This is a genomic window from Noviherbaspirillum album (assembly GCF_035916955.1).
Taxonomy (GTDB): Bacteria; Pseudomonadota; Gammaproteobacteria; order Burkholderiales; family Burkholderiaceae_D; genus Noviherbaspirillum; species Noviherbaspirillum album.
This window is the reverse complement of sequence record NZ_JAWIIV010000022.1, coordinates 57,164-79,149: the sequence shown is the minus strand read 5'-3', so window position 1 is coordinate 79,149 and position 21,986 is coordinate 57,164. Positions and strand designations below refer to the sequence as shown.

The 21,986-nt window shown below is 60.6% G+C and carries 14 protein-coding genes and 2 tRNA genes; 7 read left to right on the top strand and 9 right to left on the bottom strand.

Annotation, left to right across the window (positions count from 1 at the left end):
- Nucleotides 1–286: 286 nt before the first annotated feature.
- Both purL and RY831_RS22035 read right to left on the bottom strand, forming a co-directional pair.
- On the bottom strand, nucleotides 287–4,306 hold the full coding sequence (gene purL / locus RY831_RS22040; protein ID WP_326508529.1) for a phosphoribosylformylglycinamidine synthase: 4,020 nt from the start codon (nucleotides 4,304–4,306) through the stop codon (nucleotides 287–289).
- Between the two features lie 150 nt (nucleotides 4,307–4,456).
- Nucleotides 4,457–4,747 (bottom strand): hypothetical protein, encoded by a 291-nt coding sequence (locus RY831_RS22035; protein WP_326508528.1) that lies wholly within the window; start codon nucleotides 4,745–4,747, stop codon nucleotides 4,457–4,459.
- Between the two features lie 365 nt (nucleotides 4,748–5,112).
- Between RY831_RS22035 and RY831_RS22030 the strand changes: the two genes are divergently transcribed.
- The gene (locus tag RY831_RS22030) at nucleotides 5,113–6,441 is read left to right on the top strand and encodes an amidase (protein ID WP_326508527.1); all 1,329 of its coding nucleotides are present in this window, start codon (nucleotides 5,113–5,115) and stop codon (nucleotides 6,439–6,441) included.
- A gap of 75 nt (nucleotides 6,442–6,516) precedes the next feature.
- Here RY831_RS22030 and RY831_RS22025 read toward each other — a convergent pair whose 3' ends face one another.
- The gene (locus RY831_RS22025) at nucleotides 6,517–7,536 is read right to left on the bottom strand and encodes a zinc-binding alcohol dehydrogenase family protein (protein WP_326508526.1); all 1,020 of its coding nucleotides are present in this window, start codon (nucleotides 7,534–7,536) and stop codon (nucleotides 6,517–6,519) included.
- 151 nt (nucleotides 7,537–7,687) lie between these two features.
- Between RY831_RS22025 and RY831_RS22020 the strand changes: the two genes are divergently transcribed.
- The 5 genes from RY831_RS22020 (at nucleotide 7,688) to RY831_RS22000 (ending at nucleotide 13,866) form a co-directional block, all read left to right on the top strand.
- Complete coding sequence (locus tag RY831_RS22020; RefSeq protein WP_326508525.1) at nucleotides 7,688–8,614, top strand: LysR family transcriptional regulator; 927 nt, start codon at nucleotides 7,688–7,690, stop codon at nucleotides 8,612–8,614.
- Nucleotides 8,615–8,816: 202 nt separating this feature from the next.
- A complete protein-coding gene (locus tag RY831_RS22015; RefSeq protein ID WP_326508524.1) occupies nucleotides 8,817–10,070 on the top strand; it encodes a D-amino acid dehydrogenase in 1,254 nt (417 codons plus the stop codon).
- Nucleotides 10,063–11,178: an NAD(P)/FAD-dependent oxidoreductase gene (locus RY831_RS22010; RefSeq protein ID WP_326508523.1), complete on the top strand. Its 1,116-nt coding sequence runs from the start codon at nucleotides 10,063–10,065 to the stop codon at nucleotides 11,176–11,178. The genes RY831_RS22015 and RY831_RS22010 overlap by 8 nt, the downstream gene beginning before the upstream one ends.
- 93 nt (nucleotides 11,179–11,271) lie before the next feature.
- The gene (locus RY831_RS22005) at nucleotides 11,272–12,822 is read left to right on the top strand and encodes an NAD(P)H-hydrate dehydratase (RefSeq protein ID WP_326508543.1); all 1,551 of its coding nucleotides are present in this window, start codon (nucleotides 11,272–11,274) and stop codon (nucleotides 12,820–12,822) included.
- A 150-nt stretch (nucleotides 12,823–12,972) separates the two neighbouring features.
- Nucleotides 12,973–13,866, top strand: coding sequence for a DMT family transporter (locus RY831_RS22000; protein ID WP_326508522.1), 894 nt, complete (start codon nucleotides 12,973–12,975; stop codon nucleotides 13,864–13,866).
- A gap of 80 nt (nucleotides 13,867–13,946) precedes the next feature.
- On the opposite strand, the gene RY831_RS21995 is transcribed toward RY831_RS22000, so the two are convergent.
- Nucleotides 13,947–14,630 carry an ABC transporter ATP-binding protein gene (locus RY831_RS21995; protein ID WP_326508521.1) on the bottom strand — a complete coding sequence of 228 codons (684 nt, stop codon included), beginning with the start codon at nucleotides 14,628–14,630 and terminating at the stop codon, nucleotides 13,947–13,949.
- A gap of 61 nt (nucleotides 14,631–14,691) precedes the next feature.
- Here RY831_RS21995 and RY831_RS21990 point away from each other — a divergent pair, with 61 nt between their 5' ends.
- Complete coding sequence (locus tag RY831_RS21990) at nucleotides 14,692–15,279, top strand: arylesterase (RefSeq protein ID WP_326508520.1); 588 nt, start codon at nucleotides 14,692–14,694, stop codon at nucleotides 15,277–15,279.
- 138 nt (nucleotides 15,280–15,417) lie between these two features.
- Here RY831_RS21990 and RY831_RS21985 read toward each other — a convergent pair whose 3' ends face one another.
- The 5 genes from RY831_RS21985 to clpX all read right to left on the bottom strand — a co-directional run bounded on the left by RY831_RS21985 (nucleotide 15,418) and on the right by clpX (nucleotide 21,870).
- Nucleotides 15,418–17,340, bottom strand: a complete 1,923-nt coding sequence (locus RY831_RS21985; RefSeq protein ID WP_326508519.1) for a SurA N-terminal domain-containing protein — start codon at nucleotides 17,338–17,340, stop codon at nucleotides 15,418–15,420.
- Nucleotides 17,341–17,485: 145 nt separating this feature from the next.
- Nucleotides 17,486–17,562: transfer RNA gene (locus RY831_RS21980), tRNA-Asp, on the bottom strand.
- A gap of 24 nt (nucleotides 17,563–17,586) precedes the next feature.
- A tRNA-Val gene (locus tag RY831_RS21975) sits at nucleotides 17,587–17,662 on the bottom strand.
- Nucleotides 17,663–17,944: 282 nt separating this feature from the next.
- Nucleotides 17,945–20,359 (bottom strand): endopeptidase La, encoded by a 2,415-nt coding sequence (gene lon / locus RY831_RS21970; protein WP_326508518.1) that lies wholly within the window; start codon nucleotides 20,357–20,359, stop codon nucleotides 17,945–17,947.
- 242 nt (nucleotides 20,360–20,601) lie between these two features.
- The gene (gene clpX / locus RY831_RS21965) at nucleotides 20,602–21,870 is read right to left on the bottom strand and encodes an ATP-dependent Clp protease ATP-binding subunit ClpX (protein WP_326508517.1); all 1,269 of its coding nucleotides are present in this window, start codon (nucleotides 21,868–21,870) and stop codon (nucleotides 20,602–20,604) included.
- Nucleotides 21,871–21,986: the final 116 nt, after the last annotated feature.

The window sequence follows — 21,986 nt, the reverse complement described above, 5'->3', positions numbered from 1 at the left end:
ACGCCGCATCGGGGTTTATTCAACGCAAAGAAAAACGGGCAGCCCCTAGAGCGGATTGTGAATGGGTGTACGTTCGCCTCGGCCTGCCTTGGGCGCATGGCAGCGTTGTTCGTCGCTTGTGTGGCCCGCCACACGGCGCTTCTCTCGCCTTGCCCTGCATCCCAAGACAAACCGATTCTTCTCTACACCCACCCGCAATCCGCTCTAAGGAACCGCCCGTTTTATTCAAGGATCGACGGTGCCGGGCATGATGATACTTACCCCCGCCACGCCGGCGAAAGCGGAATTACCCCACCCACTTGCGCGCATTGCGAAACATACGCATCCACGGGCCGTGCTCGCCCCATCCATCCGGATGCCAGGAATGCTGGACGGTGCGGAAGGCCCGCTCCGCATGCGGCATCAGGACGGTAAAGCGTCCATCGGGCGTGGTGACCGAAGTGATGCCGTTGGGCGAGCCGTTCGGGTTGTAGGGATAAGTCTCGGTCGGCCGGCCATGGTTGTCGATCCAGCGCATGGCGACGATCGCTTCGTCGATATTGCCGGTCTGTGAAAAGTCGGCATAGCCTTCGCCGTGGGCAACCGCGATCGGGCTTTGCGTGCCGGCCATGTCGTTGAAGAAGATTGACGGCGAATTGGTCACTTCCACCATGGCGAAGCGCGCCTCGAACTTCTCCGACTTGTTGCGGGTGAACTTCGGCCAGGCATGGGCGCCGGGAATGATGGACTTGAGGTTGCTCATCATCTGGCAGCCGTTGCAGATGCCGAGCGCGAAGGTGTTGCCACGGTTGAAGAAGACTGAGAACTGTTCGGCCAGTTTCGCATTGAACAGGATGGTCTTGGCCCAGCCCTCGCCCGCACCCAGCACGTCGCCGTAGGAGAAGCCGCCGACGGCGATGAAGCCGCTGAAGTCGGCGAGGCGCGCGCGGCCGGCGATCAGGTCGCTCATGTGCACGTCGATCGCCGTGAAGCCCGACTTGTGCATCACGTAGGCGGTCTCGACATGCGAATTGACGCCCTGCTCGCGCAGGATCGCCACCTTCGGCTTGACGCCCGTGGCAATGAACGGCGCTGCGATGTCGACCTGCTGGTCGAAGGTGATGACCGGATTCATGCCGGGGTCGGAGCTATCGAGGATGCGGTCGTATTCCGCATCGGCGCAGGCCGGATTGTCGCGCAGGCGCGCGATGCGCCAGCTGGTTTCGCTCCACAGGCGCTGGAGTTCGATGCGCGGCTGTTCGTAGACCAGCTTGGCGTCGCGCATCATTTCGATCACGTCGCGCTCGTTCGGCTTGCCGATGATGTGGCTGCAGGCGCCGAGGTTGTAGGAGCGCAGCACCGTCATCACGTCGCTCTTGTGCTCCGCCTTGACCTGGATGACGGCGCCCAGCTCTTCGCTGAACAGCGCGCGCAGCGTCATTTCATTGCGGCGTTCGCCCACCTGCGAAGCCCAGTTCTTGGAATCGCCCCAGTCGGAGGCGTGCTCGCCTTCCATGGTCAGGATATCGAGGTTGATCGACAGGCCGGTGCGTCCGGCGAACGCCATTTCGCACAGGGTGGCGAACAGGCCGCCGTCGGAGCGGTCATGGTAGGCCAGCAGCTTGCGTTCGGTATTGAGCTGGCGCACCGCGTTGAAGAAGGCCTTCAGGTCTTCAGCGCTGTCGACGTCAGGCACCTCGTTGCCGAGCTGCTGCATGACCTGCGTCAGCGCCGAGGCGCCCATGCGGTTCTTGCCGCGGCCGAGGTCGATCAGGATGAGCACGGTCTCGCCGAGGTCGGTGCGCAGCTGCGGCGTCAGCGACAGCCGCACGTCCGTCACAGGCGCGAAGGCCGACACGATCAGCGACACCGGCGAGGTGACTTCCTTGGCACCATCCTGGTCCTTCCAGGTGGTGCGCATCGACAGCGAATCCTTGCCGACCGGGATGCTGATGCCGAGCGCCGGGCACAGTTCCATGCCGACCGCCTTGACGGTATCGAACAGCGCCGCGTCCTGCCCCGGCTGTCCGCAGGCCGCCATCCAGTTGGCTGACAGCTTGATGTCGGACAGGTCGCCGATCGGCGCGGCGGCGATATTGGTGATCGCCTCGCCGACCGCCATGCGGCCGGATGCGGCGGCATCGATCACGGCCAGCGGGGTGCGCTCGCCCATGGCCATCGCTTCGCCGCGATAGCCTTCGAAACTCATGGTCGTGACCGCGCAGTCTGCCACCGGCACCTGCCAGGGGCCGACCATCTGGTCGCGCACCGAGGTGGCGCCGACGGTACGGTCGCCGATGGTGATCAGGAAGGACTTGTCGGCCACCGTCGGCAGCAGCAGCACACGCCTTCCGGCTTCCACCAGGTCGATGCCGGTCAGGTCGACCGGCGGGAATTCGTTCTTCACATGAGTGACGTCACGATGCATCTTAGGCGGCTTGCCGAGCAGGACTTCCATCGGCATGTCGACCGGATTGTTGCCGTGCTCCGGATCGATCACCTTCAGCTGACGCTCCTCGGTCGCGGTGCCGACGACGGCGAACAGGCAGCGCTCCCGCTCGCACAGGTACTGGAACAGCGGCAGGCTGTCAGGTGCGATTGCCAGCACGTAGCGCTCCTGCGATTCATTGCTCCAGATTTCCTTGGGCGCCATGCCGCTCTCTTCCAGCGGTACCTTGCGCAGATCGAAGATCGCCCCGCGCTTGGCATCATTGGTGATCTCGGGGAAGGCGTTCGACAGGCCGCCGGCTCCGACGTCGTGGATGGACAGGATAGGATTGCTGTCGCCCATTGCCCAGCAGGCATTGATCACTTCCTGGGCGCGGCGCTCCATTTCCGGATTTCCGCGCTGCACCGAGTCGAAATCGAGGTCGGCGGTATTGGTGCCGGTGGCCATCGACGATGCGGCGCTGCCGCCCATGCCGATGCGCATGCCGGGGCCGCCGAGCTGGATCAGCAGGCTGCCGACCGGCAGATCGTGCTTGCTCGTATGCTTGGCGGAGATGTTGCCCATACCGCCGGCGATCATGATCGGTTTGTGATAGCCGGCCACCTTGCCGCCGATGTTCTGTTCGTAGGTGCGGAAATAACCGCCGAGATTCGGACGGCCGAATTCATTGTTGAATGCCGCACCGCCGATCGGTCCCTCGATCATGATCTGCAGCGGCGAAGCGATGCGTTCCGGCTTGCCATAGATGCCGCCTTGGCCGTGCGGCTGGCGCGAGGCGACCGGCTCGGTGGCGTCGCGCGCATTCTCCCAAGGCTGCACCGCGTGCGTGATCATGAGGTTGGAAACCGTGAACCCTGTCAGGCCGGCCTTGGGCTTGGCGCCGCGGCCGGTAGCGCCCTCGTCCCGGATCTCGCCGCCGGCGCCGGTGGATGCGCCGGGGAATGGCGAAATCGCGGTCGGATGATTATGGGTCTCCACCTTCATCAGGATGTGGGTCAGCTCCTCCGAGCCTTCGTACACGTTGCCGCTGGCCGCGCCGCGCGGATAAAAGCGCATTACTGGCGCGCCCTCTATGATCGAGGAATTGTCGCTGTAGGCGACCACCGTGCCCTTGGGGTTGAGCTGGTGCGTGTTCTTGATCATTGCGAACAGCGACTTGTCCTGCGCGACGCCGTCGATGGTCCAGTCGGCATTGAAGATCTTGTGGCGGCAGTGTTCGCTGTTGGCCTGCGCAAACATCATCAGTTCGACGTCGGTCGGGTTGCGCCTGGCCTGGGTGAAAGCATTGAGCAGGTAGTCGATCTCGTCTTCCGACAAGGCCAGGCCGAGTTCGCCGTTGGCCTTCACCAGCGCATCCTTGCCGCCGGCGAGCACGTCGATGAATTCCAGCGGCTTGGCTTCCAGCTCGCGGAACAGGCCGGCAGCGTCATTGGCGTCGCGCAGCACGGTTTCGATCATCCTGTCGTGCAGCAGCGCTGCAACTTGTTCGATGGCGCCATCCGCCAGTTTCTTCGCACCGCCGAACAGGCCGGACTTCACCTGCACGCGGTAGGCAATGCCGCGCTCGACTCGCTTGATGTAAGCCATGCCGCAGTTGTGCACGATATCGGTGGCCTTGCTCGCCCAGGGGGAAATCGTGCCGAAACGCGGGATAACCACGAAGTCGTCGCCCTCCGCGCTCCCGCCGAAGGGTTCGCCGTAGGTCAGCAGCGCATCGAGGCGGCCGACATCATCCTGGCTCGGTGCGCTTGCCGCATCGATGAAATGCAGGTAGCGGCCGGTGACGCCGACAATGGCGGGCTCGACTGCTTGCAATTGTGACAAAAGGCGTTGGGTACGGAAGGCAGACAGGGCATTGGAGCCTGGCAGAATCAACATGGCGGCGAGAAAAGTGTGGCAGCGGCAACGCTTCTGGCGTCGAACTGCGGGTTATAACGGGAAACCGCGATTATAACCCGTGCCGCAGCATGGCATCCTGCCAAGAAGCATCGCCCGCGACCTATCTGGGCCGAATGCAGATCCGCCGCTTTATAAAAGTATAGGATCAGGTTCCAACATTTTTATTGGCCTGGAATTCAACGCGTCGAGGTTGATTCCCAGTATATTTTCCAGTTCCCCACGCCCTTCAGAACTGAGCTTCTTGTCGAAATAGTCTTGCAACAGGGGAGTAAGATTCGTCTTGGTTTCGTCCTTGTTAGGCTCGTTACGCAGGCGCTCCAAGGTGTCTAACAGAAACTCTCGTTTTTCAACTGGGGTGTACTCACGCTGAAGCGTTTTTCTTATCACGTCCAAATCTGTTTCACGACCTGGAGGCAACATGATTCTGGACAGCTCATGGTTTTCCCCCGGCCGTGGACTTGGGGGAGCCGTCGGGCTTGTAGATCTAGATACGGAAGTTGACATAGGGTTCTTTCTTAAAGGGAGGTTGACAGTTCTACATCGGATGCTACAAAAGTGAGTGGAATTGGCATGAAGTCGGTTCCCGAGATCGTCGCCATGCGAAATGCATGTCCGGAATCAGGTCGCTAATGAGGCAAGGCCTGCTTGAATCCGGCTCGTCCCTATAGAAAAAACGGCGCATTTCGGCATGCCTGCGGTGCGGCATGCCGTGCAGGCTTATCTCCGGCGTGCCGATATGCTATTGTTGCCACGCCAATTCGTCGTTTCAGCGAGTACGATCCTGCATGAACCCCCTCACCTCTAAATCGATTCCCGCGCTTGCGCGCTATTCCCGCCGCTCCCTGGTCGACGTCTGCCTCGAGGAGGCGCAGAAGTCGCAGTCGGTCTTTACGCGTCTCTATGCCGGCGCCGCGCTCGCGGCAGGCGATCACGCCGACGCAATGCGCGCCGCTGGCGTGGAAGTCTCTCCGCTGGCAGGCTTGCCGGTTTCGATCAAGGACCTGATCGACGTCGCCGGCGAAACCACGCTGGCGGGATCGACTGTGCTGCGCGGTGCGCCCATTGCGAAATCCGATGCGCCGGTGGTCAAGCGGCTTCGCATCGCGGGAGCGGCAATCGTCGGCAAGACCAACATGACGGAATTCGCCTTTTCCGGCGTAGGGCTCAATCCGCATTACGGGACGCCGGCCAACCCGGCGGCGAGCGATGTGGCACGCATTCCCGGAGGTTCCTCTTCAGGTGCCGCGGTCTCGGTCGCGACAGGCCTGTGCGTGGCGGCCATCGGTTCCGATACCGGCGGATCGATTCGCATCCCCGCAGCTCTGTGCGGCATCGTCGGCTTCAAGCCGACCGCGCGCCGGGTGCCGACTGCGGGCACGATTCCGCTCTCGACGACGCTCGACACGATCTGCGCGATGGCGCGCTCGGTCGACGATTGCATACTGGTCGACGGCATCATTGCCGACAACGAACTGGCGATTCCGGAACTGCCGCTGGCCGGCGTGCGGCTTGCCGTGCCCTCGACCGTGGCGCTCGATGCGCTCGAACCGCATGTCGCGGCATCGTTCTCGGCGGCGCTGACACGGCTGTCGGCTGCGGGCGCGAAGATCGTCGACGCTCCATTCGCCCTGCTTGCCGAGGCGGCGGCCCTGAACAAGTTTTCCGGCGCCGAATCCTTTGCCTGGCACCGCGATCTGCTGGCCAGCAGCGAAGCCGAATACGACGCCCGCGTTGCCAAGCGCATCAGGACCGGAGAGTCGATGAGTGCGGCCGACTACATCGACCTGCATCGCAAGCGCCGCAACTGGATCAACCGGATGGAGGAAGCGCTCGGCCCCTTCGATTCACTGATCATGCCGACGGTGCCGATTGTTGCGCCCCCGATTGCCGAACTGGAAGCATCGGAAGATGCATTTTTCAAGGCCAACGGACTCTTGCTGCGCAACCCGTCCACCATCAACCTGCTCGACGGATGTGCGGTTTCTCTGCCGTGCCACGAGGAAGGAACGCTGCCGGTCGGCCTGTCGGTGGCCGGCCCCGCGATGGCGGACCGCAAGGTGCTCGCCGTGGCGCGAGCCATCGAAGGCGCGCTGCATCCCCTTCGGGCTCAATAGTCCGAATAGTCCGCTATCTCGATACTCGAAGGCAATCACCGGCCAACGCATGGCCGGTGCATCCGCGTGGCAGGATCAGAAATCCTTCAGCACCAGCTTGCCGATCACGTGGCCGGCTTCAAGCCGGGCATGCGCTTCCCGCAGGTTGGCGGCGTTAATTGGACTGATCACCTCGGTACCGGTTGCCTTCAGTTGACCCGACTCGAGCAGGCGGGCAACTTCCTCCAGCAGCCTGCCCTGCTCGATCATGTCGTCGGTCTTGTACATCGATCGCGTGAACATGAATTCCCACACGAAAGCGGCGCTCTTCGACTTCAGGGGGCTCACATCCAGCGCATGCTTGTTTTCCACGATTGTGCAAATGCTTCCCTGCGGAGCAACGACGCTGGTCGCCGCGGGAAGATGACGGTCTGTGTCGTTCAGGATCAGCACATAGTCGACTGCGGGAAAACCGATCGCCGCCAGCTGCGCCGGCATGTCGCCAAAATGATCGATCACGTGATGCGCACCCAGCTCCCTCACCCAGGCGATCGATTCCGGGCGCGATGCGGTGGCGACCACTTCCAGCCCCGCGATCCGGGCGGCCAGCTGCACCGCGATTGAACCGACGCCGCCGGCACCGCCGATGATGAGAATGGACTTGCGCGGCATGGCATGCGGCGGCGTCGGCACCCGCAGGCGGTCGAACAGCGCTTCCCATGCGGTGATGGCGGTCAGCGGCAATGCCGCTGCGGTTTCGAAGGAGATGCTGTCGGGCAGCCGGCCGACGATTCGTTCGTCGACCAGATGGAATTCAGCGTTGGTGCCCGGCCGGGTGATATCTCCCGCGTAGAACACGCGATCGCCCGGTTTGAAGCGTGTGACGTCGGGACCGACCGCTTCCACGATGCCTGCCGCATCCCAGCCCAGCACGCGCGGCGTCTCCTCGACCGTGTCCTTCGGCGCCCGCACCTTGGTATCGACGGGATTGACGGCGATGGCCTTGATCGCCACCAGCAGGTCGCTGCCGGCGGCGGCCGGCTTGTCAATCGTGGTATCGAAAAGGGATTCCGGATGGCTGATCGGCAGATACCGGGTCAGTGCAATGGCTTTCATTTGTGCTCCTATTTTCGCTTTGATGGAAATGGGTGCCGGCCTTGTCCGCATGTCAATCGAGGCGGCCGGCCCGGATTGCGAAAATTATCGTCCTGTTGAGATTTTTGATAAACAGCACAATAATGAATTGAATTTCAAAAAGTTTTTGACAATGTATTCGACCGCCGATCTGCAACTCTTTGTCCGCACCGCAGACTGCGGCAACCTGACGCGCGCAGCCCGCATGCTGCATCAGACGCCGGCCGCGGCGAGCGCTGCGCTTCGCCGGCTGGAACAAAGACTGGGCGTGCTGCTCTTTGCCCGCTCCACCCGGAGCCTGCGGCTGACACCGGACGGCGAGATTTTCCTGGAATATTGCCGCAATGCGCTGGCCCTCCTGTCCGAGGGCGAAGCCATGCTGATGGCCGGCCGGGACAAGGTGCGCGGCCAGCTCAGGCTGTCCGCGCCGTCGGACCTGGGGCGCCAGGTCCTGCTGCCATGGCTCAACCAGTTTCAGGAACTGCATCCTGAAGTCATGCTTTCCCTACAATTCGCCGACAGGGTCATCGACCTTCGCCGCGATCCGGTGGACATCGCCCTTCGATATGGGCGGCTGGACGACTCGTCGCTGGTATCCCAGCATATCGCCGATAACCGGCGGGTGGTTGTCGCATCTCCCGGCTACCTGGAACGGCATGGGCGGCCAAGAACGCTGCGCGAACTGAGCGAGCATAATTGCCTGCTGTACTACCTCACGCCGGGCCTGTTCAACACCTGGCGGTTCAGTACCGGCAAGGAAACACTCGAAATCAAGGTGCGCGGCGACCGCATGGCCGATGACGGCGGCATCGTCCGCGAATGGGCGGTAGCCGGTCTCGGTATTGCCTACAAGTCATGGCTGGACGTGTGGCCGGATCTGCAGCGAGGCACGCTGGTCACCCTGTTAGACGATCATGCCGGCGAGGATACTCCGCTCAATGCGGTCTACCCCCATCGCAGCGTCATCTCGCCAGCGGTACGGGCCCTGGTGACGTTTCTCAGAGACAAATTCGGGCGGCAGCGCAACGAAGCCGACACGCCTCATACAGGCAACGATTAGAATGTGGCCTTCGAACTCGATATGTGCCTCGGGGTCTACGACTGGTCGCAAGCCTTGCCGAATGGCGCCTTCCGAAACGATGTGACGCGCAAAGCGAAGCGGCGATTCGATGGCGTCAATGTCTTTCCGGCGGGCTTGTCTTACGATGATGTCGGTCGCTCTTGCACATTCATCAGCATTCAACAGGTTCCCGGGTTAATTCGTGACACAAAAACAAGTAGCCGTCATCGGAGGCGGCATTGCCGGCGTCTGCACCGCCTATTTCCTGGCCGAGGCCGGTCATGACGTCGTGGTCATAGAACGCCACCATAACGTGGCCGAGGAAGCGAGCCACACCAACCCCGGCCTCGTGGCTCCTGCCTATTCCGGCCCGTCCGCCGCGCCGGGCATGCCGCGCAAGATACTGTCCTCGCTTTTCAAGTCGGAATCCGCCGTCAGCTTCAAGCCGTCCGCGGACCGCGCGCTGTGGCGCTGGATCAGCCGCTGGCTGGATGAGTGCGATCTGGAGCGATTCAGGATCAACAAGCTGCGCATGCAGCGACTGGCGACCTACAGCCGCGATATCCTGCAACTGATGAGCAGGCATTACGAGATCGACTATGAACAGACGCGCGGGGTACTGCAGCTGTTTCGCAGTGCGAAGGACCTTAAGCTGGCCGAACCGGCGCTCAGCCTGCTGGCCGAATACGACGTGCCCTTCCTGATGCTGGACGCGAAAGGCGCTCAGGCGGTCGAACCCATGCTGTCGACGCATACGCCGCTGGACTCTGCCGTCTACTTTCCCGAAGACGAGGCCGGCAACTGTCCGCTGTTCGCCAAGCGGCTCAAGACCGTTTGCACATCGATGGGCGTGCAGTTTCACTTCACCAGCGCGGTCGAGGCGCTCGAACCTGAAGCCGGAGGCGTCGGGTTGCGCATCGGCGGCAACCGCTTCAATGCCGATGCGGTCGTGATTGCGGCAGGCGCCGACAGCATGCGTCTGCTCAAACCGTTCGGCGTCCAGCTGCCGGTCTACCCTGTCAAGAGCTACGTGGCGACGGCCAACATCAAGAACTTCGATCATGCGCCGGTGGCTACCATCATCGATGAAGCCTACAGTGTCACGCTGGCACGCATGGGCGGGCGCATTCGCATCGCCGGCATACCGGAGTTCGGCACGCGCACCGAGGAATTGCAGGACCGCGCGCTGCGGACCCTGGCACGGGTGGGCAGCGACTGGTTCCCGCATGCCGCCATCTACGGCAAGGCGAGTTTCTGGAGCGGCGCCCTTCCGACACTGCCGGACGGCCCGCCGCTGCTGGGAACGACACCCGCGCGCAATGTCTATATCAACATCGGCCACGGTTCCGGCGGCTGGACCATGGCCGCGGGCGCAGGCAAGGTGCTGGCCGACCTGGTCTCCGGCAGCGCTCCCGACATCGACCTGGACGGACTGACTTTGGCACGCTATGGATAAAGTGGATTGCATCGTCATCGGCGCGGGCGTGGTCGGACTGGCCACGGCGCGCGCGCTTGCACTCGGCGGACGCGAAGTGCTGGTCGTAGAGCAGCATGCCGCCATTGGCATGGAAACGAGTTCACGCAACAGCGAAGTCATCCATGCCGGGCTGTATTACCCTACCGGCAGCCTGAAGGCCCGCCTGTGCGTCCGGGGACGCGATGCGCTTTACGCATACTGCCGCGAGCGCGGCATTCCGCACCGGCGCTGCGGCAAGCTGATCGTAGCCACCTCCGACGCGCAGTTGCCAAAGCTCGGCCAGATCCATGATCAAGCCATCGCCAACGGCTGCCATGAAGTCGTTCCCCTGAGCCCGCAGCAGGTGCGCGATCTCGAACCCGAGCTTTCCTGCGTCGGCGCCTTGTGGTCTCCCAGCACCGGCATCATCGACAGCCATGCCTACATGCTGGCCTTGCAAGGCGATGCGGAAAATGCGGGCGCGGTATTCGCCTTCGACAGCCGCGTACACGCCGCGCGCCTTGAGACGGACACGGTCATCCTGTCGGTCCGGACCTCCGATGGCACGGAGATGGAGATCTCAACCGGCTTGCTCGTCAATTGCGCAGGACTGTGGGCGCCTCGGATCGCCGGCCTCATCGGAGGACTGGACCAGCGTCCAACCCCGCGCGCCTGGTTCGCGAAGGGAAATTATTATTCGCTAGCCGGAAAATCCCCGTTCTCACGCCTGGTGTATCCGGTGCCGGAACCGGGCGGCCTCGGCGTGCATCTGACGCTGGACTTGGGCGGCCAGGCGCGCTTCGGTCCTGATGTCGAGTGGCTGGACACGCCCGGCGACGAGCTCGACTACCGGGTCGCCCCGGAGCGAGCGGACCGGTTTTATCGGGAGATCAGGGCCTACTGGCCGAAACTGGCCGATGGCGCCCTGCAGCCTGCGTATTCGGGTGTACGGCCCAAGATCAGCGGCCCGGGCGATCCGGCCGCCGATTTTCTGTTCTGCAGCCACGGCAGTCCGCATTATCTTGGACTGTACGGGATTGAATCACCGGGGCTGACTGCTGCGCTGGCCGTTGCTGAGCATGCCGCAGCGATGGCGGGAAGGGCCTGACCCGGCGCCTGACGGCAACCCGCAGGCGGCAACACAAGTTACAACAACAAGATTGCGAGACCAGTCATGAACAGATCACCAGTGAGCTACCGGATGCCATCGCCCCCCGCCAACACCTTCCGCCACGATCCGACCGCGCTCTACAGTGTTGCAGAGATCCGCGCGATCGAGGGAAAAGCCATGGCCGATATTCCGCCGGGCACGCTCATGCAACGTGCCGCAAGGGCCGCGGCCTCGGTGGCGCTGGCGCTGCTCAGCCGCGTCGCCGACTCCCCCAAGGTGCTTCTCGTGGCCGGTCCCGGTAACAACGGCGGCGATGCGCTGGTCATGGCGGTGCTGCTTGCCGATGCCGGCCTGCATCCCACCGTCATGGTATCCGCGGACCCCGATCGCCAGCCGGAAGATGCGCAGCGCGCTCTCGAACGCGCGCAAGCCGTCGGCGTGCGCCTCATCGCGCCGAATCCCGATGCGGTGCGTCATCCGGTCGTCTGGGACCTGGTGGTGGATGGCTTGTTCGGCATCGGCCTGGGGCGGCCGATCTCGGGAGACTTGCGCAGCCTGGTGGAGGCGATCAACAGCCTCGACTGCCCAGTGCTTGCTTTGGATGTACCGAGCGGACTCGACGCCGACACCGGCCGCGTGATCGGCGAGGACGGCATCGCGGTGCGGGCCACGCATACACTGACCTTCATCGGCAACAAACCGGGACTGCATACCTTCGATGGACGCGACCACGCGGGTGAAGTCCAGGTCGCGGCGCTGGACGTGGCCCCTGAACTGTTCGTTCCCGCGCGCGCATGGCTAGGCAGCGTCTTGCACTTCGCGTCCAGCCTGCGCAAGCGCCTTCATAGCTCGCACAAGGGAAGCTACGGTGATGTGACCGTCATCGGCGGCGCGCACGGCATGGTCGGGGCGCCGGTGCTGTCCGCAAGGGCGGCGGCGAAATCGGGAGCCGGACGAGTGTTCATCGGTTTCCTGGACGAGGTGCTGCCCTACGATCCATCGCAGCCGGAGCTGATGTGCAGGCGCGCCGGCGACCTGGAACTCGACGCGGGTACGATCGTCATCGGCCCGGGTCTCGGTACATCCGACCAGGCGCTTGCCGTACTGCGCAAGGCGCTGCAGTCGGACCGGCCGCTGGTGCTCGATGCCGATGCATTGAACCTGCTTGCCGTGCACGCAGACCTGAAAGATGCGCTGGCGGCCAGGTCGGTGCCGTCTCTGATGACCCCGCATCCGCTGGAAGCCGCGCGCCTGCTGCGGCTTAATACGGGCGAGGTCCAGTCCTCGCGCCTGGAGGCGGCGCGCCGCATCGCGCTGGAGTGCAACAGTGTCGTCATCCTCAAGGGATCGGGCAGCGTCATCGCACGCCCGGACGGGAAGCTCATCATCAACGCCACCGGCAATCCGGCGCTCGCCACCGCCGGCAGCGGCGACGTCCTCGCCGGCATGTGCGGCGCGCTGCTGGCGCAATCGCTTCCGGTCTGGGATGCGGCGCTTGCCGCCGCATGGATGCACGGACGCGCTGCCGACCGCCTGATCGAGGACGGTGTAGGGCCTATCGGCGTCACCGCCAGCGAGCTGATTCCGGCTGCTCGGGCTATCTACAATGAATTGACCGAACAGCATGCAAGCCGGGCCTAGAGCGGTGACTTGGAATTTGTTGAAGGCAAATGTGGCGAAATCGCGTCGAGACAAGGAAACAAGCAGAGCAAGGCCGCTCCCTTGTAAGCATTTTGCGCGCATTATCGACGCCGTATCGGCGCGCTTCTCGTCTATCAGTTGACCAACAAATTGATAACTCGCCCCACTAGTCTCTGGATCGGCATCGCCTGCCTGATCCTCGGACAATGGACACTCTCGCTGCTTGATACCGCCGGCAAGCTGCTGGCCCAGGCCGGTTATCACGTCGTGATGATTGCCTGGATGCGCTATACCATCAACACCGCAGTCATGGCGCTCACGCTTGCGCCACTGTACCGGCGGCGCACCGGGACGAGTATTCTGCGGTCGCGCCATCCCGGGCTGCAGGTTTTTCGCGCGCTGCTCCTGCTGCTCTCCACCCTTGTCTTCTTTTCCGTCCTGAAGATAGTGCCTTTGGCCGAAGGCACGGCAATGAATTTCTGCGCACCGCTCATCGTGCTGGCGGTATCGCCCTGGATGCTGAAGGAAAAGTCTTATCCTTCCAGATGGATTGCGGTGGGGTTGGGCTTCGTCGGCATGCTGGTGGTAATGCGTCCCGGCGGCGCGATTTCCTCGACCGGCGTCATGCTCGGCGCGGCCTCCGCATGCGTCTTTGCCATCGTCTCGATGCTGAACCGAAAGATGAATCAGTTCGACCCGCCGGTAGTGACGCTGTTCTACGGCGGACTCATCGGCATGCTCGCCAGCACGTGCATCGTTCCCTTCTTCTGGTCGACGCAATCGATGACTCTTCGCGAAGGACTGATCCTTGCATCGACCGGCGTCACCAGCACCCTTGGACACTTTCTCGTAAACACCGCCTACCGCCATGCGGAAGCGTCGCTGCTCACGCCCTTCTTTTACCTGCAGGTGATTTCCGCAACGACCATGGGTTGGCTGGTGTTCGGGCAACTGCCCGACATGCTTACCACCGCAGGCATCGCCATCATTTGCGCAAGCGGCATGGGCGCCGCGTACGTCGAACACCGGCGTTCGCATCGGTGACTTTGTTAGACCGTACTGATGATGTCGACAGTGGCGCTACGGTACTACCTCGCCGCCGCAAAGCTCCGCATTCAGCCATCCTAGACAAGCTGTCCCGCGGAAATGGTGATGGTTCTGCGGCAGCGGGCCGCAATCGATGGATCGTGCGTTACGAGGACCAGCGTCGAACCGCGTTCCGCATTGAGTTCGAACATCAGCTTGATGACTGCATCGCCGGTCGCGGCATCGAGGCTGCCGGTCGGTTCGTCGGCGAATAGTAACGGCGGTTCCGTGACGAACGCACGCGCCAGCGCGACACGCTGCTGCTCGCCGCCTGACATGAACTTAGGATAGTGCCGCAGGCGGCTGGACAAGCCTACCCTGCCCAGCATCGCCTCCGCCTTTTCACGAGCCTGTTCATCTCGCCGTAACTCCAGCGGCAGCATCACGTTCTCCAGCGCAGTCAGATGCGACAGTAGCTGGAAGGACTGGAACACGAATCCGAGCTTTGCCTGCCTCAACCCGGCGCGTCCGTCCTCGTTCAGCGCAAAGATATCGGCGCCGTCCAACCTGACCGCGCCAGACGACGGAGTATCCAGTCCTGCAAGCAGCCCGAGCAAGGTCGACTTGCCGGAACCGGATGCGCCGACGATCGCCAGCGTCTCGCCGGACTGCACGGTAAAATCAATGTCCCTGAGAATGGTGAGCTCGCCCGTGGCATCAGAGACTCGCTTGCTCAATTGAACGACTTCAATCGCATTATTTATCAAGGAAGATTCCGGCATGCAGGATGATTTGAGGAAAGTTGGGGGAAGTTGGGGGGTACGATACTGGCTGTTGGCATTCATGCTGACGATTGCATCGGCTTGCGCACATTCTGCACCAAAAACCTTGCTTGTGCTGGGCGATAGCCTTTCCGCAGAGTATGGACTGGCACGCGGTAGCGGCTGGGTGGCATTGCTCGAGAAGAAAATCAGGCAGGAAAAAATCGATGCGGTCATCGTCAATGCCAGCATCAGCGGTGAAACAACCAGCGGGGGCAAGGCGCGGCTACCGGCCCTGCTGAATCAGCACCGCCCCGATGTCGTCGTCATCGAACTCGGCGGAAACGACGGCTTGCGAGGTTTGCCGGTTAAGGCGGCAATGTCGAATCTAAACGACATGGTAAAGGCTGCGCAAACCGCAAAGGCAAAAGTCCTGCTGGTAGGCATGCAGATCCCGCCCAATTACGGCCAGGACTATGCGCGGCAATTCTCGCGCATGTACGGCACGATTGCGAAGGAGGCCAATATCGGACTGGTTCCCTTCCTGCTCGAAGGCGTTGCGGAACGCCCAGAGCTTTTCCAGGCCGACCGCATTCACCCGCAGGCCGAAGCGCAGCCGATCATGCTTGACAACATGTGGCCCCATCTCAAGCCCCTGCTTTCGAAATAAGTCTGCGGCTCTCGGGACCACGCATTCGGCGCCCCTTTTTCAGCAACCGGTCGAGAAAGCTTGCACAATTTGGGCGCACAATGAAAAAACCGCTGAAGTCAGACTTCAGCGGTTTTTTAGTTTTTCTAAACTCAGGACTTAATTGTTTTCCGTAGACGCCTTCGGACTGTCGACCGGCTTGAGCACTTCGACCTCTGCCTTCTTCTTCAAGACTTCAAGGTAGGCAAGTGCTTCTTGCTGGGCGAGTGCATTGGCGATCTGCTGCTGCTCGGCAGTGCGCCTTGCCGTGTCGGGATTGGTGGGCTGTGCAAGCTTAGTGATCTTGTAGACGCCGTAACCCTGAGCACCGAGGTCGACACCGACGTAAGCGGGAAGCTTGGTCGCATCCGCACGCATGATGGACGGCAGCGCCGCCTGGACAACGCCCTGCGCCTTGGTGCGCGAGACCGTCTTGGCTTCGCCGAAGCCTGCGGTGTCGCCGGACTTTGCGGCAGCCAGCTTTGCCTCGCCGGCCTTCTTGGCCAGCGCGGCAGCCTCTTCCTGCGTAACGCGCTCGCGCACGACCGCCTGTACTTCCTCGAACGGCCGCTGAGAAACGGGCTTGTGCTCAACCACTCGTCCGGCGATCAATGTGCTCGGCGCGATTTCAACCGCTTCGGTATTGCGCTTGTTCTTGACCGCTTCGTCGGAGAACAGTGCATTCAGAAACTTCTGATTGTTATAAGGCGCGGTTGGCGCCGTCGCGGGATTTGGAGTGCGCGTCAGGCCGGCGGCGGTTTCAATCTTCAGTCCGAGCTTGTCGGCAACCGGCTTCAGGCTATCCGACTGTTCGTACACCATGTTGGTGAACTGCTCGGCCATCTCGGTGAATTTCTTCGCAGCGAGCTGCTTTTTGATATCGGCCGCAATCTGCGCCTTCACTTCATCGAGCGGCTTGACGACGGCGGGCTTTATCGCAGTGACCTGAATGATGTGATAGCCGAAATCCGATTCAACCACGTCGCTGATGTCGCCCTGCTTCAGCTTGAACGCGGCGTCTTCAAAAGACTTGACCATCATGCCCTTGCCAAAGAAATCAAGATCGCCGCCACGTTCGGCGGAACCTGGATCCTGGGAGTTTTCTTTGGCGACCTTGGCAAAATCCGCTGGATTCTTGCGGACCTGCGCAAGCAGCTTTTCCGCTTTCTCCTTCGCCGCCGCCTTGTCTGCCGCCGACGCGTCCTTGTCCGCCTTGATCAGGATATGGCTGGCGCGGCGCTGCTCTTCTTCCGAATAGCGTGCGGCATTCTGGTCGTAATAAGATTTGACGTCTGCGTCGCTGACGCTGATCTGTGCCGCAACCGCGTCACTGTTCAGAACGACATATTCGGCTTTCACCTGTTCGGGAACTTCGAACTGCTTTGCATTCTTTTCGTAATAGGCCTTCAGCATCTCGTCCGTCACCTTCACCTGAGATACATAGTCACCAGTCTTGAAAACGGCTTCCTGCACGGTCCTTTCCTGGTCGTTCAAGTCGGACAAGCGGTTCGCGACGGCCTTGGGGGCGAACGCCGTGTTCTGCACGCTGTTGCTGACCTGCTGCACGATCAACTCCTGGCGCAGGCGGGCCTCATACATCGCAGGAGTCATTCCTTGCGCCGCCAGCAGCGACTTGTAGCGCTCGCTGTCGAATTTGCCGTCCGCCCCGATCATGCCGGGAATGCCGAGGATCGTTTGCTGCAGCGCCTGGTCGCTCACCGAAAGAAGGTTGCTGCTGGCTTCGGCGGCAATGACGCGCTGGGCGATCAATCCATCCAGCACGCTCTGGCGCGCTTCCGGCGTATCGAGCATCGCGGGATCGAATTGCCCCCCGAACATCTGGCGAATGCGCTCCATTTGCTCGCGCTGTGCCGCATCGAACTCCTGCTGCGTGATCGGGTTGCCTGCGACTGTGGCGATGGCATTGTTGCCTTCGCTAAAGCGGGTATAGCCCTCAAGCCCAAAGAATGCAAATGAAGGGAAGATGAACAGCAGCAGCAGGAACTGCATCAGGCGCTGGTGCGTGCGAATGAAATCAAACATCGTTCAGTCCAAGAAGACGGATTGCAAAAACAGCGTTTCAGCTTAGCACTCGAAAGGCCCATAAGCCAGTACCGCTGAAGCCATTGCCAAAAGCGGCGCCACATAAGAAAAAAGGCGAACTTTCGTTCGCCTTTTCTCAATTTTTTGGCGGAGTGGACGGGACTCGAACCCGCGACCCCCGGCGTGACAGGCCGGTATTCTAACCGACTGAACTACCACTCCTGATCAACTGCATGTTTGACTGCTTGGTGGGTGCTGAGAGGCTCGAACTCCCGACCTACGCCTTGTAAGGGCGCCGCTCTACCAACTGAGCTAAGCACCCGAATCCACTCTTAGTCAGCCAAACTTCTCACACGTTTGTCACCACGTCGAGAAAGTCGAAATTATATAGGATCTTTTATTCCTGCGCACTACTTTCTGCCGCATTGAATGAATTTCTTCGGTGAAGTGCCTGCCGCCTGTTGAAGGGTTTGGGTGTTTCACCCAATAAACACAAGGCTCACATCCTTTTCGTGCGGTAGTCGCAAAGCGATGCCAAAAAAAACGCGCTCCGGAGAGCGCGCTTCCTGCAGCTTCGGCATCCACCGACTGCGTGCCTGAGTACTCAGTGCTTCACCATGTTCGGATCCGCCTGTCCGGTTGCCTGCGCGACTGCAGTATCGACCGGCGTATCGACGTCTGACAGCGGTGTGGGCTGGCTTTCCAGTGCGACTTCAAGCACCTTGTCAATCCAACGCACCGGAATGATTTCCAGCTTGTTCTTGACGTTGTCCGGAATGTCCGCAAGATCCTTCACATTCTGCTCGGGAATCAGCGCGGTCCTTATGCCGCCGCGGTGAGCGGCAAGCAGTTTTTCCTTCAGCCCGCCGATCGGAAGCACTTCGCCACGCAAGGTGATTTCACCAGTCATCGCCACATCGGCACGGACCGGAATACCGGTCAGGACCGATACCATCGCCGTTGTCATCGCGATACCCGCGGACGGACCATCCTTCGGAGTCGCTCCTTCCGGCACGTGAATGTGGATGTCGCTCTTGTTGAACAGCTCGGCCTTGATGCCGAGCCGCTTCGCACGGCTGCGCACCACGGTGCGGGCAGCTTCGATCGATTCCTTCATGACATCGCCAAGCGTACCGGTACGGATCACGTCACCCTTGCCCGGCATGGTCATCGCCTCGATGGTCAGCAGATCGCCGCCCACTTCGGTCCATGCCAGACCGACGACCTGTCCAATCTGGTTTTCCTTTTCTGCCATGCCGAAATCATATCGACGCACGCCGAGGAACTTGTCGAGGTTCTTCGACGAGACGATGATCTTGCGCTCCTGCTTCTTCAGCAGCAGCATTTTCACCACCTTGCGGCAGATCTTCGATACTTCGCGCTCTAGCGAACGTACGCCCGCCTCACGTGTGTAGTAACGGATGATGTCGCGAATCGCGGACTCGGAGACATTGATTTCATCTTCCTTGAGGCCATTGTTCGTAATCTGTTTCGGCAACAGATAACGCATCGCAATGTTCGTTTTCTCGTCCTCGGTATAACCCGAGAGGCGAATCACCTCCATACGATCCAGCAAGGCCGGCGGGATATTGAGCGAGTTCGACGTCGCCACGAACATTACGTCGGAGAGGTCGAAGTCGACTTCGATGTAGTGATCGGAGAAGGTATGGTTCTGTTCGGGATCCAGCACTTCAAGCAGTGCGGATGACGGATCGCCGCGGAAATCCTGACCTAGCTTGTCCACCTCGTCGAGCAGGAACAGCGGATTGCGCACACCGGTCTTCGACAGGCTTTGCAGGATCTTGCCGGGCATGGAGCCGATGTAGGTGCGGCGATGGCCACGGATTTCCGCTTCGTCGCGCACGCCGCCAAGCGCCATGCGGACGAACTTCCTGTTTGTTGCACGTGCGATCGACTGTCCGAGCGAAGTCTTGCCCACGCCGGGAGGACCTACCAGGCACAGGATGGGCGCCTTGACCTTGTCGACACGCTGCTGCACGGCGAGATATTCAAGGATGCGTTCCTTGACCTTCTCGAGGCCGTAATGTTCGCCCTCCAGCACCTGTTCTGCATTGGCAAGGTCGTTGTTGACCTTGGACTTCTTGCGCCACGGCAGGCTGAGCATGGTGTCGATGTAGTTGCGCACCACGGTTGCTTCGGCGGACATCGGCGACATCAGCTTGAGCTTCTTGAGCTCGGACTGGGCCTTTTCGCGGGCTTCCTTGGGCATCTTGGCGGCGATGATCTTCTTCTCGAGCTCTTCGAGATCCGCGCCCTCTTCACCCTCGCCGAGTTCCTTCTGGATTGCCTTGACCTGTTCGTTCAGGTAATACTCGCGCTGAGACTTTTCCATCTGGCGCTTTACGCGGCCGCGGATGCGCTTCTCGACCTGGAGGATGTCCAGTTCCCCCTCGAGCTGGCCGAGCAGATGCTCATGGCGCTTTGCGACATTGAAGATTTCGAGAATGACCTGCTTCTGCTCGAGCTTGAGCGGCAGGTGTGCGGCAATGGTGTCGGCCAGACGGCCGGCATCATCAATGCCTGCCAGGGATGTCAGGATCTCCGGCGGAATTTTCTTGTTGAGTTTCACGTACTGGTCGAACTGCTGCACGATGGCGCGCCGCATGGCTTCGACTTCAGATTCGTCTCCGGGCTCGGACTCGACGGGAGTGAGTTCGGCAACGAAATGTGTGTCCAGCTCGGTAATGTTGTGGATACGTGCGCGCTGCGCTCCTTCGACCAGCACTTTGACCGTGCCGTCCGGTAGCTTCAGCATTTGCAGGATGTTCGCGACGCAACCGATTTCATAGATGTCATCGGCAGAGGGTTCGTCCTTGGCTGCAGCCTTTTGCGCGGCAAGCATGATGCTCTTGCCCTGCTCCATCGCCGCTTCGAGAGCCTTGATCGACTTGGGACGGCCGACGAATAACGGGATCACCATATGCGGGAAGACAACAACGTCCCGCAACGGCAACAGCGGCAGTTGGGTGTGTTCAGTTAATGTTGTAGAAGTCGTCATGGCGAACCTTATTTAAGAGCCTGTTAATGATGTAGGCACGAACAACCTAAAACTCAAGTCCAAACAGCAACAAAAATCACTTGCTTTATTGCTCTCTTAAAACATCGCAATAAAAAAAGCCACACACGAAGTCGCCCTCGGGTGGCTTTACCTTGGAAGCCTGAAGTGATTCCTGTCCGTCAAATTGTACTGCTTCTAGGAAAAAACGGGCTTTTAACCATATTGTTCAAATTGCTGAGCAATTACTTTGCGCCTGAAACTTTGGGCTGCTCGTGGTAAATCAGCAAAGGCTTGGCTCCGTTGGCAATCGAATTTTCGTCGATCACCACCTTGGCCACGTTCTGCTGGCTTGGAAGTTCGAACATCACTTCCAGCAGCGCATGTTCAAGAATGGAGCGCAAACCGCGCGCGCCGGTCTTGCGTTCAAGCGCTTTCCTGGCAATTGCATGCAATGCTGCTGGCCGAACCTCAAGTTCCGCACCTTCCATCTGCAGCAGCTTGGCATACTGCTTGATAAGTGCATTCTTGGGTTCAAGCAATATTTGGATTAGGGCTTCCTCGTTTAGTTCACTCAGCGTAGCCACGACAGGCAGACGGCCGACCAGTTCGGGGATGAGGCCGAATTTGATCAGATCTTCCGGCTCTGCATCGAGCAGGACTTCGCTTGCATTGCGCTCAGTCTGGCTCTTGACGCTCGCCGAGAAACCAATGCCGCTCTTTTCGGAGCGATTGGAAATGATCTTTGCGAGGCCGTCAAACGCGCCGCCGCAGATGAACATGATGTTCGTGGTATCGATCTGTACGAAATCCTGGTTCGGATGCTTGCGGCCGCCCTGCGGGGGCACGGAGGCCATCGTGCCTTCGATGAGCTTCAGCAGCGCCTGCTGCACGCCCTCACCGGATACGTCGCGAGTGATCGAGGGATTGTCCGACTTGCGGGATATCTTGTCGATCTCGTCGATATAGACGATGCCCTTCTGGGCTTTCTCCACTTCGTAATTGCAGTTCTGAAGCAGCTTCTGGATGATGTTTTCGACATCCTCGCCGACATAGCCGGCTTCGGTCAGCGTCGTTGCATCGGCAATAACAAACGGCACGTTCAGCATGCGCGCCAGAGTCTGCGCCAGCAGCGTCTTCCCTGAACCAGTCGGGCCGACCAGGAGAATGTTGCTCTTGGCGAGCTCGACATCGTCCTTCTTGCCCAGGTGCTTGAGTCGCTTGTAGTGGTTGTACACGGCAACCGACAGAATGCGCTTGGCAGTCTCCTGACCGATCACGTACTGACCGAGCAGCTCGAATATCTCCTGAGGAGTCGGGAGATCGGATTTCGGACCGGCGACCGATTCGATACTGGAGGCCTCGTCGCGGATAATGTCATTGCACAGGTCGATGCATTCATCGCAGATGAATACGGATGGACCTGCGATTAATTTCTTCACCTCGTGTTGGCTCTTACCGCAGAAGGAGCAGTAAAGCAATTTTTCGCCGCTGGAGGATTTTTTGTCAGACATAGAGCAATGTGTGGGTGGGGATTGATCCGATATTACCTGCGAATTCAGAATTCGTCACGACGCGGCTCAAGAAATTGAGGAATCACACCGAATTCGTCGTCATAAATGCAAAACGC